The following is a 16773-nucleotide window of genomic DNA, read 5'->3' on the forward strand; positions in this document are numbered from 1 at the left end:
GAGGCGGCGCTTGCGCAGGCTTACGCTTCGGAACGGCCCACGATCAAATCTTTCCGGTGAACTGGATGGACGGCATGGCCCCGCCCGAGACGGTGCAGGGGCCAATGATGAGATTGTTGGTCTCACCGGTCGTGCTGCCTTCGCTGACGCAGGTCGGTGCCACGGTGGTTCCATCGTTCACCTCCAGCTTCGTGGTGACCGACGTACCTGTGTTGAAGTATGCCCTGGCGGTCGAACTGCTGCCGTCGACATTGAAATCCGCTGCCGTCCATACCGAAGCGATGTCGAGGACATTGTCCTTTGCGCTTACGCTGTACGCATCGGAACCGTTGGCGAAGACCACCGAGTCGTTGCCATTGGCCACTGCCTTGGCCGTCAATCTGAAATTGGCCAGCTGGGTGATCGGATAATGAGGGACACTGACCCCCTGGCTGACGGTGTAGCAGCTATCGGTCCCCCAGCTGATCCAACCCGCCGGACAGCTGCTCCCGAAACCGTTCATCCAATATTCGATGAGTATATACGCCGCGTTTTCCGGGCCATCGTTCCCGTAGAGGAACTGCTGCCATGCCCTACAGCCCACATGGTTATTGCACGTGGCCGTTGCCGTGGCGTTGTTCGTATTCAGCTGTACGCTGTACGCGTCCGGGTGCGAGTCGGTATTCACGGACGTGATCCCGGTGGCCGCGGGAAAGCTCCCAACCGCCCGGCTTATCAGGCCATGCCCCTGGAGCGCATAGACCTTGCCGCTTGGCGCGTCACTGAGCGCACTCGAAAGCCCTGCTCCTTGCGCGATGGTTCGCGCATTCGATTGTCGAGCGGACGGCAGGGGATGCATGCGGTGCGTCGCCAAGCTGCAGGGGACCGACTCCCAGATCATGCTTGGATACTTGGCATGGAAACATCCCGTCGCCGGCGTATCGGCCTGGGCGAGCGTTGCCTGCCATCCCTGACGGGCCTGCGCTTCGGCCTGGGCGACACGCGCGCCCATCGATTGCGCGACATCGGAATGTGACGCCGCCTGCGCGCAGGGCACGGCATAACTTCCGATCAAACACAGAAAAAGCAAAGACCTTGTCCTGATCCTCAAAAAATCACTCCAGATTCGCCGATGCCATTCGGCCGATGCGCTGCAGGGCATTCCCACAGAGAAATCGATCATTGCAGAAGCGAGATGATCGTTTTGACAACCACCCTACATATCCGATTTTTTAATTGAACAGCGGTCTCAGGACACACGTGGCACACGCTTTGACCGGGGGGTGCTCTTTCTCCATGGCCAGCACCGGCATGGTCCACGCCACTGCCTGGCGTGGATGCCCAGCCATCGGCTCGGCGACGCGACGAGGCATTCCTGAGCGGGGGATACGACAGCGCCACGCCTTGCGGTTGGTGAAGCAACCGGAATGCCTGTGGCACGGTGCCGCGGTCTCCACAGAAATGCACGCCGCCACCGTTCACCCTTCGCCTTCCGGCTCCAGCGCCTTGACCAGCACCGCGGCCTGGGTGCGGCTATGGCACTCGAGCTTTTTCAGGATCGCCGTCACATGCACCTTCACCGTGTTCTCGGCCAGGCCCAGTTCGTAGGCGATCTGCTTGTTGAGCAGGCCGTCGGCCAGGCATAGCAGCACGCGGAATTGCTGCGGAGTCAGCTGCGCCAGGCGCGCGGCCAGTTGCGCATCGGCCTCCGAGCGCGCCGCGGTCAGCGGCGGGAACCAGGTGCCGCCATCGAGCACCGCCGCCACCGCGATGCCGATGGTCTCGGCCGGCGACGACTTGGGGATGAAACCGGCCGCACCGAACTGCTGCGCGCGGCGGATCACCCGCGGGTGATCGTTGGAGGAGATCACCACCACCGGCACGTCCGGGCGTTCGCCGCGCACGTGCAGCAGCGCCGAGAAGCCGCGTGCGCCGGGCATCGCCAGGTCCAGCAGGACCAGGTCGACGTCGGCCTGCGCGGCCAGCGCGGCGTCCAGCGTGGCGGCGCTGGCCGCTTCGGTCACCCGCGCGCGCGGCAAGGCCTGGCGCAACGCGTGCAGCACCGCGGCGCGGAACAGGGGATGGTCGTCGGCGACCAGAATCGTAGGCGCATCCATCCCCACAGTCTGGCATGCGCGGCCGCCCGCGTGCCGCTGCCGTGCCGTTGCACCCTGCTGGCGGCGCTGCCGACGCCGTGCATGGCCGTGGCCTACCGGCCGCCAATGCCAGCGACGCCGCGGCCCCAGGCGTGCGCAGCAGCCCACTGCCGCTTGCTCCTGGCGGACCTGGCGCCGCCTACTTGGGAACGGCAGACACGCGCTGGCGCGGCGGATGGCGGCGCATGCTGCTGCGCCAGGCATCCAGGAACTGGCGGCGCTTGAGCGCATCCAGGTACACCAGCAAGCCCGGCCCAAGCGCGATCGGACGAAACGACGGCGGCGCGGCCGGCGCTGCGCCGCCGCCGGGCATCGGCAGGATCGGCTTGAGCTGCGCCTCGCGCGACAGCACCTGCTGCCCGCGCGGCGACAGCAGATAGTCCAGGAACCGGCGCGCCTCGGCCGCGTGCGGCGTATCGCGCGGAATCACCGCGGTGCGCAGCGCGACCAGGGTGTAGTCCTCCGGCTGCACGATCGCCAACGGCGCACCGGCGTCGATCCGCGCCTGCGCGTAGGAGCCGAGCACGTTATAGGCCAGCAGCAGTTCGCCGCGGCTGACCCGGTCCAGCAGCACGCCGGTGCGTTCTTCCAGCACCACCTGGTTGTCGCCCATCGCCGCCAGCAACGCGCCGGACATGCTGCCGATCTGGCCGTCCTGGGTCGCGAACAAATAGCCCACGCCGCTGCGCTCCACGTCGTAGGTGCCGATCCTGCCGCGCAGCGGCAGGCCAGGCGCGCGCAGCAATTCCAGCAACTGGCGGCGCGTGTGCGGCACTTGCGCCGCCGGCAGTCGCGCCTTGTTGTAGACGATCGCCACCGGCTCGTAGCTGATTCCGAACGCCTCGTGCCGCCATTGCGCCCAGGCCGGCAGCGCTTCGGTCTGCGGCGAACGGTGCGCGAGCGCGTGGCCGTCGTTCACCAGCTTGGTCTGCAGGTCCATGCTGGCGCTGATCAGCAGGTCGGCGCAGCGCGCGCCGGGCAGCGGATGCAGGTAGCGCTGGTACATGTCCCAGGCGATCACGTCCTGATACACCACCTCGGTGCGCGGGTGCAGCCGCTGGTAGTCGCCGATCACCGCGGCGAACACCTCGATGTCGGTCGACCCCTGGATGCACAGCTGCGCCTCGGCGACGCCCTGCGCCGGGAAGCGGCGGATGTCGCCGGGCGCGGCCTGCGCGTCGTGGAACAGGATGCAGCCCAGCACCAGGAGCGCGGCGCGCAGCGATCGGAGCGAAGTCATGGATGCAACCTGGGCAGGCGCAGGCTGGCGATCAGGCCGCCGCCGACGCGGTTGGACAGATCGATGCGCCCGCCGTGGCTGTCGACCACGCGCTTGACGATCGCCAGGCCGAGTCCGGCACCGCCGGCGGCCGCGCCCTCGCCGCGCGCGAAGCGCTCGAACACGCGCTCGGCATCGGCGGCAGCGATGCCCGGGCCATGGTCGGCCACGGTCACCACGCACTCGCGCGCGGTGCAGGTCAGCGCCACCTGCAGCGCGCCGTCGCCGCCGTACTTGCAGGCGTTGTCGATCAGGTTCTTGATCGCCTCGCGCAGCAGCAGCGCATCGCCGTGCACCAGCGCCGACTCGCTGGCCATGGCCAGCTGCACGCGCGGACGCGGTTGCGACTGCGGCAGCGTCTCATGCAAGGCCTGGTGCACGACTTCGGCCAGATCCACGCTGGCGTAGCGCTGCAGGTTGGCGCGGTGGATCACGCTGGCGTCGCTGAGCAGCTGGTTGAGCAAGCGGCTCATGTGCGTGGCGTTGCGCTCGATCGCCTCCAGGCTGCGGCGCATATCGCGCGGGTCCTCGTCGTCCAGCGCCAGTTGCGCCTGCGCGCGCAATGCCGCCAGCGGCGTGCGCATCTGGTGCGCGGCCTCGGCCATGAATGCGCGCAAGGTCTCGTTGCTGCTCGCCAGGCGCGCCATGAAGCGGTTCAACGCCGCCACCATCTGGTGCATTTCCTGCGGTGCGGCCACCGCCAGCGGCTTCAGTTCCGACGGCTCCCGCCGCGACAGATCGTGCTCGATCCGGTGCAGCGGGCGCAACGCGCGATACACCCCCAGCCAGACCAGGGCCAGCGACAGCAGCGACAACACCGCGATCGCGACCAGCGCGTGCAGCACCACATCCTGCGCCAGCGCTTCGCGCGCGCGCCGGGTTTGCCCGACCTGCACCCACACCTCGTCCTGCGCCGCGGCCGAGGACACCCGCCGCGCCACCACCGCGAAGCGCACCTGCTCGCCGCTGTAGGGCGCATCGAACAGCCGCGGCGGCGCGCTGGCGCGCGGCAGCGACGGCGCCTTCGGCAGGTCGCCGTAGCCGGTGATGGTGCGCCCGCGCGCATCGAACACGCGGTAGAACACCCGGTCTTCCGGCGCCATCGCCAGCAGGTCCAGCGCCGCGTACGGCAGGTCCACCTGCCATTGCCCCCCGGCCAGCGCCACCGAATCGACGATCGATAGCGCCGAGGACACCAGCAGGTGGTCGTAGGAACGGTTGGCGGCGCGTTGGCCGTAGTCGCGCGCGGCGAAGAACAGCGCCACCGCGCCGAGCAGCGACAGCCCCCCCAGATACAGCAGCAGCGTGCGCCGGATCGACGGCGCCGGCAGCGCGGCCTCAGCCATCGCCGCCTGCGTCCTGCGGCGTCGCTGGCGGGGGGGCGATCCCGGCCGCTTCCAGTTTGTAGCCGACCCCGCGCACGGTGACGATACGCAGCGGCGCACCGGCCAGCTTCTTGCGCAGGCGCCCGACGTACAGCTCGATCGCATTCGGCCCGGCCTCGTCGTCGAAACCGAACAGCCCGTTGCCGATCTCGTCCTTGCCCACCACCTGGCCGAGCCGCCCGATCAGGATCTCCAGCAGGCGGTATTCGCGATTGGGCAATTCGATCCGCGTCCCATCCAGGCTGACGGTATGCGCGGCGTTGTCGAAGGCGAACCCCCCCAGTTGCACCACCTCGCTGGCGTTGCCGCGGTTGCGCCGCAGCAGCACCCGGCAACGCGCCTCGAACTCGCGGAAATCGAACGGCTTGCCCAGGTAATCGTCGGCGCCCACGTCCAGCGCCTGCACCCGGTCCTCGATGCCGTCGCGCGCGGTCAGCATCAGCACCGGCGTGGTGTCGCCGCGCTCGCGCAGCCCGGCCAGCACGCGCAGTCCATCCAGTCCGGGCAGGCCGATGTCCAGCACTACCAGATCGAAGCTCTGGTAGCGCAGCACGCTGGCCGCGCCCAGCCCATCGCTCTGCCAATCCACCGCATGCCCGCTGCGGCGCATGCGCCGCACGATCGCATCGGCCAGATCGGCGTTGTCCTCGACTAACAAGAGACGCATTGGGGCCGGGAATCGGGAATGGAGAATCGGGAAGTGTAAGAGCAAGCCTAGCGCATCTTGCCCATTCCCGATTCCCCATTCCCGGCCCCCGCACCGACAGGTCGATGACAGCTACGCCGCACTAGGCTGCAGCCACGCCGGCCCTGGCCTTCCGCTGCGGGCCAACGATTCATCGACGCGCTACGCGCACCTGGGAGGGTACGTGAACCTGAAGAAATTGAGCCTGTGCGGCGCCTGCGCGCTGCTGTCCCTGCCTGCGCTGGCGCAGGCCGCCGACGGCGACGACGACGCAGGCCCGGTCACCGCCAAGATCGGCGGCCGCCTGCACTGGGACTTCGCCCAGTTCGACAACGACAATCGCGGCACGCCCAATCCCGACGATACCGAGATCCGCCGGCTGTGGATCGACGTATCCGGCAAGTTCTTCGGCTTCGGCTACAAGGTCGAAGGCGATTTCGCCGGCTTGCAGGATGATTTCAATGGCAAGGGCATCGAGGCCAAGGACGTGTACCTGACCCGCACCTTCGACGCCGGCACGCTCAGCGTCGGCCAGTTCAAGCAGTATTTCACGCTGGACGACCGCACCGGCTCCAACTTCGGCCAGTTCCTGGAGCGCAGCGGCGCGGCCAGCACGCTGGCGCCGCTATACCGCAAGGCGGTGTCGTGGCAGGCGGCCAGCAAGGACTACACCTGGGCCGCCAGCGTCTACAGCCTGGAAAGCATCGACGTGTCCAACATCAAGGGCGATGCGTTCGGCGGCCGCGGCACCTGGGCGCCGGGCGCGCGCGATGGCGACGTGCTGCACTTGGGCCTGTCGCTGGCGCACGAGCGCTACGACCATCCCGGCGCCAACGGCGCACCGGCCTTGAGCATCAGCCCGCGCCCGGCCGGGCATCTATCCAACGACAGCCGCATCACCCTGGCGCGCTTCGCCAATGGCCGCGATACCGACGTGGACAAGTGGTCGCTGGAATACGCGCAGGTGCGCGGCCCGCTGTCGTGGCAGAGCGAGTTCAGCGGCGGCCTGTTCGACGACGGCGCGCAGCGTGCCGACGTGATGTCCGCCTATGGCTTCGTCAGCTGGTTCGTGACTGGCGAATCGCGCCGCTACGACAGCAAGACCGGGCGCTTCAACCGCATCAAGCAGGTCAACAACCCGCACGGCGCGTTCGAACTGGCGCTGCGCTACGACCGCATGTGGGGCACGCAGCACCTGGACGGGCAGGCGGACTTCCTCGAAGCCTCCACCGCGTCATGGACGCTGGCCGGCAACTGGTATCTCAAGCCGAACCTGCGGCTGATGCTGAACCTGATCGACAGCCGCAACCGGGATCATTTGGCCGGCATTACGCTTGATCACACGCGTGCGGTTACTGGGCGTTTTCAGTATGACTTCTGATTTGCGGGACCCGGGACCCGGGACTTGGGACCCGAAGAACGGAAGTCGGTAACGCTTCAGATCGCGCTATCGCGCTTTCCGGGTCCCGAGTCCCGAGTCCCGGCCCCTTTTCCCGCACCACCCAAGGAACTCCCATGCTGACCGCGCTCGGTTTCGGAATGGTCATCACCTTCATGTACCTGATCATGAGCAAGCGGCTGTCGCCGCTGGTCGCGCTGATCATCGTGCCGATCACCTTCGCGCTGGCCGGCGGCTTCGGCACCGGCATCAACGACATGATGCTGGAAGGGATCAAGAAGATCGCGCCGACCGGCGTGATGCTGATGTTCGCGATCCTGTACTTCGGGGTGATGATCGACGCCGGCCTGTTCGACCCGCTGGTGCGGCGCATCCTGCGCCTGGTCAAGGGCGACCCGATGAAGATCGTGGTCGGCACCGCGGTGCTGGCGCTGCTGATCTCGCTCGACGGCGACGGCTCCACCACCTACATGATCACCGTGTCGGCGATGCTGCCGCTGTACCGGCGCATCGGCATGAACGCGCTGAACCTGACCTGCGTGACCATCCTCGCCGGCGGGGTGATGAACATGACCCCGTGGGGCGGGCCGACCGCGCGCGCGGCCACCGCGCTGCACGTGGACCCGGCCGACGTGTTCGTGCCGCTGGTGCCGGCGATGGCGCTGGCGATCGCCGGCATCCTGCTGCTGGCCTGGCATCTGGGCATGAAGGAGCGGCGCCGGCTGGGCGTGGCCACGCTGCCGGGCAACGCCTGGCTGGACAGCAGCATGGCCGACGACGGCGATGCGCTGCCGACCGTGGAGGACGCCGATGACATCAAGCGGCCGAAGCTGCTGTGGGTGAACCTGGCCCTGACCCTGGCGCTGATGGCGGCGCTGGTGGTCGGCGTGCTGCCGATGCCGGTGCTGTTCATGATCGGCTTCGCGCTGGCGCTGCTGATCAACTACCCGAACTTGGCCGAACAGCGCCGGCGCCTGGTCAACCATGCCGGCAACGTGCTGTCGGTGGTATCGCTGATCTTCGCCGCCGGCGTGTTCACCGGCATCCTCTCCAACACCGGCATGGTCGAAGCGATGTCGCGCAGCTTCCTGGCGGTGATTCCCGACGCCTGGGGTCCGCACCTGGCGGTGATCACCGCGCTGGCCAGCATGCCGTTCACCTTCTTCATGTCCAACGACGCGTTCTACTTCGGCGTGCTGCCGATCCTGTCCGAAGCGGCCAGCCACTACGGCATCACCCCGGTGGAAATGGCCCGCGCCTCGCTGGCCGGGCAGCCGGTGCACCTGCTCAGCCCGCTGGTGCCATCGACCTATCTGCTGGTCGGCCTGGCCAAGGTCGATTTCGCCGACCACCAGCGCTTCACCATGAAGTGGGCGGTGCTGGTGTCGTTGTTGTTGATGGGCGGCAGCCTTGTGTTTGCGCTGTATCCGTTGGCCGCTTGATAAGTCGGGACCGGGGACCGGGGACCAGGGACCCGGAAAAGCGCAGCGCAGCGATCTGAAGCTTTACCGACTTGCGTTCTTCGGGTCCCCGGTCCCTGGTCCCGGATCCCCAGCCCCGCCTCCAACCAAACCACAGAGGTTCCAGATGACTCTAAGAATCGCCTACGTCACCAGCGGCATGGGCAGCATCGGTACCGCGATCTGCCAGAAGCTGGCGCGCAACGGGCATACCGTGGTCGCCGGCTGCGGCCCCAATTCGCCGCGCAAGTCGGCATGGCTGCGCGAGCAGCGCGAACTGGGCTTCGACTTCATCGCCTCCGAAGGCAATGCCACCGACTGGGACTCCACCGTGGCCGCGTTCGCCAAGGTCAAGGCCGAGGTCGGCGAGATCGACGTGCTGGTCAACAATGCCGGCGGCAGCCGCGACACCTTGTTCCGGCAGATGAGCCGCGAGGACTGGCAGTCGGTGATCGCCGGCAATCTCAACTCGCTGTTCAACATCACCAAGCAGGTGGTGGACGGCATGACCGCGCGCGGCTGGGGCCGCATCGTCAACATCGGCGCGGTCAGCGCGCAGAAGGGCCAGATCGGGCAGATCAACTACGCCACCGCCAAGGCGGCGATGCAGGGCTTCAGCCGCGCGCTGGCGCAGGAAGTGGCCTCGCGCGGGGTCACCGTCAACACGGTGTCGCCCGGCTACATCGCCAGCGCCGCGATCAGCAGCTTCCCGCCCGACGTGCTCGACCGCCTGGCCACCTCGGTGCCGCTGCGCCGGCTCGGCAAGCCCGAGGAAGTGGCCGCGCTGTGCGGCTGGCTGACTTCCGACGAAGCGGCCTACGTCACCGGCGCCGACTACGCGGTCAACGGTGGCCTGCACATGGGCTAGGCCAGCACTGCCTCAGGTGTTGGCGCTCGCGTGGCAGCGGCTGGCATACACTGCCGACTCCGCTCCCTGCGCCAGCGCCCACACCGCATGTCCGAAAAACCCGACCGCACCGCGCCCGGCGCGCGCCTGCAGATGGCCGACATCGCGCGTATGGCAGGCGTGTCCGAATCCACCGTCTCGCGCGCGCTGTCCGACAACCCGGTGGTCGCCAAACGTACCCGCGCCTACATCAAGCAGCTGGCCAGCGAGGCCGGCTACCGCGTCGATCCGGTCGCGCGCAGCCTGCGTTCGCGGCGCTCCAACATCGTCTGCGTGGCGGTGCCGCTGATGCACGCGCACGAGCAGCCGCTGTCGGACCCGTTCATGATGACCATGTTGGCGCTGCTCGCCGACGCGCTGACCGCGCGCGGTTACAGCATGTTGCTGTCCAAGCTGGACCGGCACCAGGACCACTGGGTCGAAGACCTGGCGCGCGGCAGCCGCGCCGACGGCGTGATCATGCTCGGGCAGAGTTCCGAGCACGCCGCACTGGACGCCGCCGCACGCGGCGGCCTGCCGATGGTGGTCTGGGGCAGCCGCATCGACGGCCAAGCCTACGTCAGCGTCGGCAGCGACAACCTGCGCGGCGGCGAGCTGGCCACCGCGCACCTGATCGAGATCGGCCGCCGCCGCATCGCCTTCCTCGGCGACGAGCAGCTGCCGGAGGTGGCGCCGCGCTTCGCCGGCTACCGGCGCATGCTCGAGCGCCACGGCCTGGCATTCGATCCGCGGCTGCACGCGCGCAGCCGCTTCCTCAGCGAGGACGCCTACCGGTTGACGCGGGCGATGCTGAAGAAGGCCAATCCGCCCGACGCGGTGTTCGCCGCCTCCGACGTGATTGCGCTGGGCGCGATCCGCGCGCTGACCGACGCCGGCCACCGCGTGCCGCAGGACATCTCGCTGGTGGGCTTCGACGACATCGCGCTGGCCGCCTACAGCCAGCCGCCGCTGACCACGGTGCGCCAGGACCTGGCGCAGGCGGCGACGCTGCTGGTGGATGGCGTGCTCGGCCTGATCTCCGGGCAACCGCTGCAATCGGTGGAACTGCCGGTGCGCCTGGTGGTACGCGATTCGGCGTAAGAGGCCGGGACTCGGGACCGGGGACTCGGGACCCGGAAAAGCGCGGCGGCGCGAACTGAAGCGTTACCGACTTCCGTTCTTCGAGTCCCGAGTCCCGAGTCCCGCCCAAGCCGCACAAACAACATCGCCCCCGCCGCCATCACCATCAACGCGCCGGCCAGGCGGATCACGTTGCGCGGGTCGCCGTGCAGCCAGGAGTCGAAGTACAACGGCAGGGTCACGATCTGGATCAGCATCGGCAGCACGATGAACAGGTTGAACAGGCCCATGTACACGCCGGTGCGCTCGGGCGGGATGCTGTCGGCCAGCATCAGGTACGGATTGCCCATCATGCTCGCCCAGGCCAGGCCGATGCCGATCATCGGCAACAGCAGCAGCCAGCGGTCGTGGATCGCCGGCAACAGGCACATGCCGATGCCGGCGGCGAGCAGGCACGCCGCGTGGGTGGCCTTGGGGCCGAAGCGGCGCGCCACCGGCACCATCGCGAACGCGGCGATGAAGGCGACGAAGTTGTAGAAGCCGCCGATCTGGCCGTTGACCAGGCCGGCTTCGCGGAAGCCGTGCGAATCGGGCGCGGTGGTGCCGAACAGCGTGGTCGACAGGGACAGCACGATGTACTGCCAGTAGCAGAACATCGCATACCACTGGAACAGCATCACCGGCGCCATCTGCTTCATCGTCGGCGGCATGTGCCGCACCGCATCGGCGATCTCGCGCAGTGTGGCCAACGGCCCGACCGGCGCGGCGCGCAGGCGCTCCAGCTCCAGCGGCGGCAGCACCGGCTCGCGCACGCTGCGTGCGGTCAGCAGGATCGAGGCCGCGGAGAATCCCGCGCCGATCGCGAACGCGGCGATGGTGACGTAGGGAATGTGGTGCGCATTGGCCGCATCCTGGTTCATGCCGAACCACACCAGCAACGGCGGGGTCACGTAGGCCAGGGTCTGGCCCAGCCCGGTGAACGCGCTCTGGGTGAGGTAGCCCAGCGGGCGCTGAGGCGGCGCCAGCACGTCGCTGACCAGGGCGCGATACGGTTCCATCGCCACGTTGTTGGCTGCATCCAGCATCCACAGCAGGCTCACCGCCATCCATAGCGCCACGCTGAAGGGCATCAGCAGCAGGCACAGGCTGCACACCAGCGCGCCGATCACCATGTACGGCATGCGCCGGCCCCAGCGGGTGACGGTGCGATCGCTCAACACCCCGACCACCGGCTGCAGCGCCAGCCCGGTGATCGGCCCGGCCAGCCACAGATACGGCAGGCTGGCGTGATCGGCGCCCAGGTAGTTGTAGATCGGGCTCATGTTGCTCTGCTGCAGGCCGAAGCTGTACTGCACGCCGAAAAAGCCGGCGTTGAGCGCCAGCACGCGCGACAGCGGAAGCAAGGGGCGATCGGAACGCATGGACATAAGCCTGACAGGAAGCCAACGGCGCCGCAGGCGGCGCGCCACGGCGGCGGAGCGGATGTTCAGAGTAATGCAATCGTTTGTAACGCTGCGCTGCACCATAAATCGATCGGTGAAAAACCAGATTTCGCTTTGTCTACAGCGAAAGCAGCAATTTGCTGCAATGCAAATTGCAATCGATTGCAGAACGCCGTATCACTGCGCCACCCACCTTCTGTCCGGCATGGGCGCCGCGCCGGTCGATGCCGTCGCACGCTGCATGCATGGCCTATCCGCGTCACCCCTCGCTTCGGGAGAGATAGCGATGCACCCCCATTCGATCCGCCTGCATACCTTGACCTGGGCCGTCGCTGCGGCACTGGCCGCCCCCGCCGCCTTCGCGCAGGACGCCGCCGCGCCCGCCGCCCCGTCCACTCCCGCGCAAGGCGACGTGGTCAGCCTGGATTCGGTGTTCGTGACCGGCACCGCCAACGCCAAGAGCAAGCTCAAGTCCAGCGTGTCGGTCAGCACCGTCGGCGCCGAAGCGATCGAGCAATCCACGCCGCGCTCGACCGCCGAGATCTTCCGCAACATCCCCGGCATCCGCTCCGAATCCAGCGGCGGCGAAGGCAACGCCAACATCGCGGTGCGCGGCCTGCCTGTGGCCTCCGGCGGCGCCAAGTTCCTGCAGCTGCAGGAAGACGGGCTGCCGGTGCTGGAATTCGGCGACATCGCCTTCGGAAATTCCGACATCTTCCTGCGCGCCGACTACAGCCTGGAGCGCATCGAGGCGATCCGCGGCGGCTCGGCCTCGACCTTCGCCAGCAATTCGCCCGGCGGCATCATCAACTTCATCAGCAAGACCGGCGACAGCGCCGGCGGCAGCGTCGGCCTCACCCGCGGCCTCGGCCGCTTCGACAACACGCGCCTGGACTTCGACTACGGCGCGCCGTTCGCCGAGCACTGGCAGTTCAACGTCGGCGGCTACTACCGCCGCGGCGACGGCGTGCGCGACGCCGGCTACGCCACCGACAAGGGCGGCCAGCTCAAGGCCAACCTGACCCGGCTGTTCGACAACGGCTACGTGCGCGTCTACGCCAAGTACCTCAACGACCGCGCCGCCGCCTATACCCCCGTGCCGACCCTGGTCAGCGGCAGCGACGGCACGCCGCACTTCCACGACGTGGGCAGCTTCGACCCGGGCCGCGACACCCTGTACAGCCCGTATTTCCGCAGCAGCAACAGCCTGGACGGCAGCAACCGCCTGACCCGCGTCGAGCTCGGCGACGGCATGCACCCGGTGTCGCGCGCGATCGGCGCCGAGGCGCAGTTCGACATCGGCAGCGGCTGGACCCTGACCGACAAGTTCCGCATCGCCGACACCTCCGGCCGCTTCGTCTCGCCGTTCCCGGCCGAAGTGGCCGACGCCGCCAGCCTGGCCGCGGAGATCGGCGGCGCCGGCGCGAGCCTGCGCAATGCCGACGGCCAGACTTACAGCGGCCAGGCGGTGCGCACCCACCTGTTCAACACCCGCATCAACGACCTCGGCAACGCGGTCAACGACCTGAGCCTGGCGCGCGACTTCGGCAACGGCGATGGCGGCAACGTCAATCTCAAGGCCGGCCTGTACAGCTCGCGCCAGGTCATCGACATGGACTGGACCTGGAATTCCTACGTGCAGTCGGTGTCCAGCCGTTCGCGCCTGCTCGACGTGGTCGCGGCCGACGGCAGCCTGCTCTCGCAGAACGGCCTGTATGCCTACGGCGTGCCCTACTGGGGAATCGACAACACCCGCCACTACGACGTGCGTTACACCATCAACGCGCCGTACGTGGCGCTGGGCTGGGACCAGGGTCCGCTGAGCGTGGACGCCAGCGTGCGCTACGACATGGGCAAGGCGCGCGGCGACACCGCCGGCGGGCTGCTGGTCGACAATCTCGACGTCGATGGCGACGGCATCATCCAGGCACCGGAGCGCAGCGTGGCGACGATCGACTACGCCAACCGCAAGCCGGTGGACTACGACTGGAACTACCTGTCGTACTCGCTCGGCGGCAACTACATGCTCAACGACGATCTGGCCGCGTTCGCCCGCTACAGCCGCGGCGCGCGCGCCAACGCCGACCGCCTGCTGTTCGGCGTGGTGCGCGACGACGGCTCGGTGTCCTCGGACGAAGCAGTGAACTTCGTCAAGCAGCTCGAGGGGGGCCTGAAATGGCGCGCTGGCGGCCTGAGCGTGTTCGCCACCGCCTTCGCCGCGCGCACCCAGGAACAGAACTACGAGGCCACCAGCCAGCGCTTCTTCAACCGCACCTACAAGGCGCACGGGCTGGAACTGGAAGCGGCCTACCGCGCCGGCGGCTTCGGTATCAACGGCGGCGCGACCTGGACCGATGCGACCATCGACAAGGACCAGATCACCCCGGCCAACGCCGGCAACACGCCGCGCCGCCAGGCCAGGTTCGTCTGGCAGCTGACCCCCAGCTACCGCGGCGATCGCTACGAGGTCGGGGTCAACGCGATCGGCACCAGTTCGGCCTACACCCAGGACAGCAATCAGTTGAAGATGCCCGGCTACACGCAGGTGAACCTGTTCGGCAACTACCGCGTCACCGATGCGCTGACCCTGTCGCTGAACGTCAACAACGTGTTCGACACTTTCGGCCTGACCGAAGCCGAGGACGCGAGCATTCCGGACAACGCCATCATCCGCGCCCGCTCCATCCCCGGCCGCACCACCAGCGTCAGCGTGCGCTACGATTTCTGATCCCAAGGAGCCCGCCGCGCCCGATCCCCGGGCGTGGCCCATCATGAACGCCGCTTCTCCCCTCCTCGATCACGCCGGCATGCAGGCGGCCCTGGCCGCCCAGCCCGGCGCGCACGCGCGTTACCGCGCCCATGGCGCACGCCTGTTCGCCGCCCTGCATGCCCTGTACGGCGCGCATCCGCACTACGCACACTGGCTGCCGCGCTGGCTCGACGCGGTCGCCGCCGCGATCCGCGCGCGCCCGCCGGCACTGGCCGAACTGGATGCGGCGCGCGCGCCGGACTGGTTCGGCGATCCGTCGATGCTCGGCTACAGCGCCTACGCCGACCGCTTCGCCGGCACCCTGGCCGGGGTCGGCGAACGCGTGCCCTACCTGCAGGAACTGGGCGTGCGCTACCTGCACCTGCTGCCGTTCCTGCGCATGCGCGACGGCGACAACGACGGCGGCTTCGCGGTCAGCGACTACGGCCAGGTCGAGCCGCGGCTCGGCGACAACGCCGACCTGGTCGCCCTGACCGCACGCCTGCGCGACGCCGGCATCAGCCTGTGCGCCGACTTCGTGCTCAACCACACCGCCGACGACCATCCTTGGGCGCTGGCCGCCAAGCGCGGCGACGCGCGCTACCTGGACTACTACCACCACTTCGCCGACCGCGACCTGCCGGACCGCTACGAACGCACCCTGGGCGAAGTGTTCCCGCACACCGCGCCGGGCAACTTCACCTGGGTCGAGGACGCCCAGGCCTGGCTGTGGACCACGTTCTATCCCTATCAGTGGGATCTGGACTGGAGCAACCCGGCGGTGTTCGGCGAGATGGCATTGGCCCTGCTGCACCTGGCCAACCTGGGCGTGGAAGTGTTCCGGCTGGATTCCACCGCCTACCTGTGGAAGCGCGAAGGCAGCGACTGCATGAACCAGCCCGAGGCGCACACCATCCTGGAGGCGCTGCGCGCGCTCACCGACATCGCAGTGCCCGCGGTGCTGCTGAAGGCCGAGGCGATCGTGCCGATGGCGCAGCTGCCGCCGTACTTCGGTAGCGGCCAGGCGCGCGGCCACGAATGCCACCTGGCTTACCACAGCACGCTGATGGCGGCCAGCTGGGTGGCGCTGGCCGCACAGCGCGGTGACATCGTGCACGGCGTGATCGCGCAGACGCCGGCGCTGCCGCCGGCCTGCGCGTGGCTGAGCTACGTGCGCTGCCACGACGACATCGGCTGGAACGTACTGCAGCACGAAGCGGCCGGCGGCAACGGCAGCGCGCCGTTCGACCTTGCCCAGGCCGCACACTTCTTCGCCGGCGACGTGGCGGGCAGCTACGCGCGCGGCGAAGCGTTCCAGAGCAGCGGCGACGGCGTGCACGGCAGCAACGGCATGAGCGCCGCGCTGGTCGGCATCGAAGCGGCGCTGGCCGACGGCGATGCCGAAGCGCTGGAACTGGCGATCCGGCGCCTGTTGTTGCTGTATGGCGTGGCGCTGGCGATGCCCGGCGTCCCGCTGCTGTACATGGGCGACGAACTGGCGCTGGGCAACGACGCAGACTATCGCCGCGACCCGCTGCGCCGCCACGAAGGGCGCTGGCTGCAGCGTCCGGCCATGGACTGGGAGCGCGCCGCGCGCCGCGGCGACCCGGACAGCGTTCCCGGCCAGGTCTACACCCGCCTGCGGCGGCTGATCGCCGCGCGTGCGGCGACCGCCGCGCTGGGCGCCGGGCAACCGCTGCGGGCGTTGCCGCTGGGCGATCCGGCCCTGCTCGGGATCGCCCGCGGCACGGACTTCGTCGCGGCCTACAACTTCAGTGCGCAAGCGGTGGCGGTGGAGCGTGCCGCAGTGGGCGATGGCGACTGGCAGGCCATCGCCGACGGCGGACGCGACGACGCCACACTGCAGGGATGGGATGGCCTATTGCCGGCCTACGGCCTGCGCTGGTGGCGCCGCGGCTGAGCGCGGAGCGCGTCCTGCCGGCATCGTGGATTGGCGAAAGATCTGCACGGGAGCGGTTCTTTCGAGGATTCGACCGCGACAAACGAAGCCGCAACCTGGCCAATCCGGGAAACGGTCGGGACTGAAGTCCCTCCTACAAAAGACAGCCATGGCATGCATCACCCATTGCCCTTGTAGGAGCGGCTTCAGCCACGACAAACGAAGCCGCAACCTAGCCGATCCGGGAAACGGTCGGGACTGAAGTCCCTCCTACAAAGACAGCCATGGCATGCATCACCCATTGCCCGTGTAGGAGCGGCTTCAGCCGCGACAAACGAAGCCGCAACCTGGCCAATCCGGGAAACGGTTGGGA

11 protein-coding genes and 1 pseudogene are annotated in these 16773 nt (G+C 68.3%); 6 read left to right on the top strand and 6 right to left on the bottom strand.

Annotated features, from left to right (window positions below; translation table 11 throughout):
• Positions 1 to 43 precede the first annotated feature (43 nt).
• From KHF85_RS15660 to KHF85_RS15680, 5 genes are all read right to left on the bottom strand, one after another.
• On the bottom strand, positions 44 to 1162 hold the full coding sequence (locus tag KHF85_RS15660; protein ID WP_284567373.1) for a hypothetical protein: 1119 nt from the start codon (positions 1160 to 1162) through the stop codon (positions 44 to 46).
• A 295-nt stretch (positions 1163 to 1457) separates the two neighbouring features.
• Positions 1458 to 2096 (bottom strand): LuxR C-terminal-related transcriptional regulator, encoded by a 639-nt coding sequence (locus tag KHF85_RS15665; protein WP_003465225.1) that lies wholly within the window; start codon positions 2094 to 2096, stop codon positions 1458 to 1460.
• Positions 2097 to 2274: 178 nt separating this feature from the next.
• Positions 2275 to 3375, bottom strand: a complete 1101-nt coding sequence (locus KHF85_RS15670; protein ID WP_284567374.1) for an ABC transporter substrate-binding protein — start codon at positions 3373 to 3375, stop codon at positions 2275 to 2277.
• Complete coding sequence (locus KHF85_RS15675; protein WP_284567375.1) at positions 3372 to 4760, bottom strand: sensor histidine kinase; 1389 nt, start codon at positions 4758 to 4760, stop codon at positions 3372 to 3374. Before KHF85_RS15675 ends, KHF85_RS15670 begins: the two co-directional genes overlap by 4 nt.
• On the bottom strand, positions 4753 to 5466 hold the full coding sequence (locus KHF85_RS15680) for a response regulator transcription factor (RefSeq protein ID WP_284567376.1): 714 nt from the start codon (positions 5464 to 5466) through the stop codon (positions 4753 to 4755). Before KHF85_RS15680 ends, KHF85_RS15675 begins: the two co-directional genes overlap by 8 nt.
• Positions 5467 to 5668: 202 nt before the next feature.
• On the opposite strand from KHF85_RS15680, the gene KHF85_RS15685 reads away from it, so the two are divergent.
• The 4 genes from KHF85_RS15685 (at position 5669) to KHF85_RS15700 (ending at position 10330) form a co-directional block, all read left to right on the top strand.
• Complete coding sequence (locus tag KHF85_RS15685) at positions 5669 to 6865, top strand: OprO/OprP family phosphate-selective porin (protein ID WP_284567377.1); 1197 nt, start codon at positions 5669 to 5671, stop codon at positions 6863 to 6865.
• Positions 6866 to 6999: 134 nt separating this feature from the next.
• Positions 7000 to 8325, top strand: a complete 1326-nt coding sequence (locus KHF85_RS15690; RefSeq protein ID WP_284567378.1) for a CitMHS family transporter — start codon at positions 7000 to 7002, stop codon at positions 8323 to 8325.
• 145 nt (positions 8326 to 8470) lie between these two features.
• Positions 8471 to 9211, top strand: a complete 741-nt coding sequence (gene phbB, locus KHF85_RS15695) for an acetoacetyl-CoA reductase (protein WP_064540680.1) — start codon at positions 8471 to 8473, stop codon at positions 9209 to 9211.
• A gap of 87 nt (positions 9212 to 9298) precedes the next feature.
• The gene (locus KHF85_RS15700) at positions 9299 to 10330 is read left to right on the top strand and encodes a LacI family DNA-binding transcriptional regulator (protein WP_284567379.1); all 1032 of its coding nucleotides are present in this window, start codon (positions 9299 to 9301) and stop codon (positions 10328 to 10330) included.
• Between the two features lie 107 nt (positions 10331 to 10437).
• Here KHF85_RS15700 and KHF85_RS15705 read toward each other — a convergent pair.
• Positions 10438 to 11730 (bottom strand): annotated as a pseudogene (locus KHF85_RS15705) (MFS transporter); the annotation flags it as partial.
• Positions 11731 to 12037: 307 nt separating this feature from the next.
• On the opposite strand from KHF85_RS15705, the gene KHF85_RS15710 reads away from it, so the two are divergent.
• Both KHF85_RS15710 and KHF85_RS15715 read left to right on the top strand, forming a co-directional pair.
• The gene (locus KHF85_RS15710) at positions 12038 to 14479 is read left to right on the top strand and encodes a TonB-dependent receptor domain-containing protein (RefSeq protein WP_284567380.1); all 2442 of its coding nucleotides are present in this window, start codon (positions 12038 to 12040) and stop codon (positions 14477 to 14479) included.
• A gap of 43 nt (positions 14480 to 14522) precedes the next feature.
• The gene (locus KHF85_RS15715; protein ID WP_409976624.1) at positions 14523 to 16421 is read left to right on the top strand and encodes an alpha-amylase family glycosyl hydrolase; all 1899 of its coding nucleotides are present in this window, start codon (positions 14523 to 14525) and stop codon (positions 16419 to 16421) included.
• Positions 16422 to 16773: the final 352 nt, after the last annotated feature.

Source organism: Xanthomonas graminis pv. graminis (assembly GCF_030168915.1).
Lineage (GTDB): Bacteria > Pseudomonadota > Gammaproteobacteria > Xanthomonadales > Xanthomonadaceae > Xanthomonas_A > Xanthomonas_A translucens.

What these genes read in the sequence shown, in the direction of transcription:
- KHF85_RS15675 (WP_284567375.1), bottom strand. Translation starts at nt 4,760, where the DNA reads ATGGCTGAGGCCGCGCTGCCGGCGCCGTCGATCCGGCGCACGCTGCTG.
- KHF85_RS15710 (WP_284567380.1), top strand. Translation starts at nt 12,038, where the DNA reads ATGCACCCCCATTCGATCCGCCTGCATACCTTGACCTGGGCCGTCGCT.
- KHF85_RS15690 (WP_284567378.1), top strand. Translation starts at nt 7,000, where the DNA reads ATGCTGACCGCGCTCGGTTTCGGAATGGTCATCACCTTCATGTACCTG.
- KHF85_RS15715 (WP_409976624.1), top strand. Translation starts at nt 14,523, where the DNA reads ATGAACGCCGCTTCTCCCCTCCTCGATCACGCCGGCATGCAGGCGGCC.
- phbB (WP_064540680.1), top strand. Translation starts at nt 8,471, where the DNA reads ATGACTCTAAGAATCGCCTACGTCACCAGCGGCATGGGCAGCATCGGT.
- KHF85_RS15680 (WP_284567376.1), bottom strand. Translation starts at nt 5,466, where the DNA reads ATGCGTCTCTTGTTAGTCGAGGACAACGCCGATCTGGCCGATGCGATC.
- KHF85_RS15700 (WP_284567379.1), top strand. Translation starts at nt 9,299, where the DNA reads ATGTCCGAAAAACCCGACCGCACCGCGCCCGGCGCGCGCCTGCAGATG.
- KHF85_RS15665 (WP_003465225.1), bottom strand. Translation starts at nt 2,096, where the DNA reads ATGGATGCGCCTACGATTCTGGTCGCCGACGACCATCCCCTGTTCCGC.
- KHF85_RS15660 (WP_284567373.1), bottom strand. Translation starts at nt 1,162, where the DNA reads ATGATCGATTTCTCTGTGGGAATGCCCTGCAGCGCATCGGCCGAATGG.
- KHF85_RS15670 (WP_284567374.1), bottom strand. Translation starts at nt 3,375, where the DNA reads ATGACTTCGCTCCGATCGCTGCGCGCCGCGCTCCTGGTGCTGGGCTGC.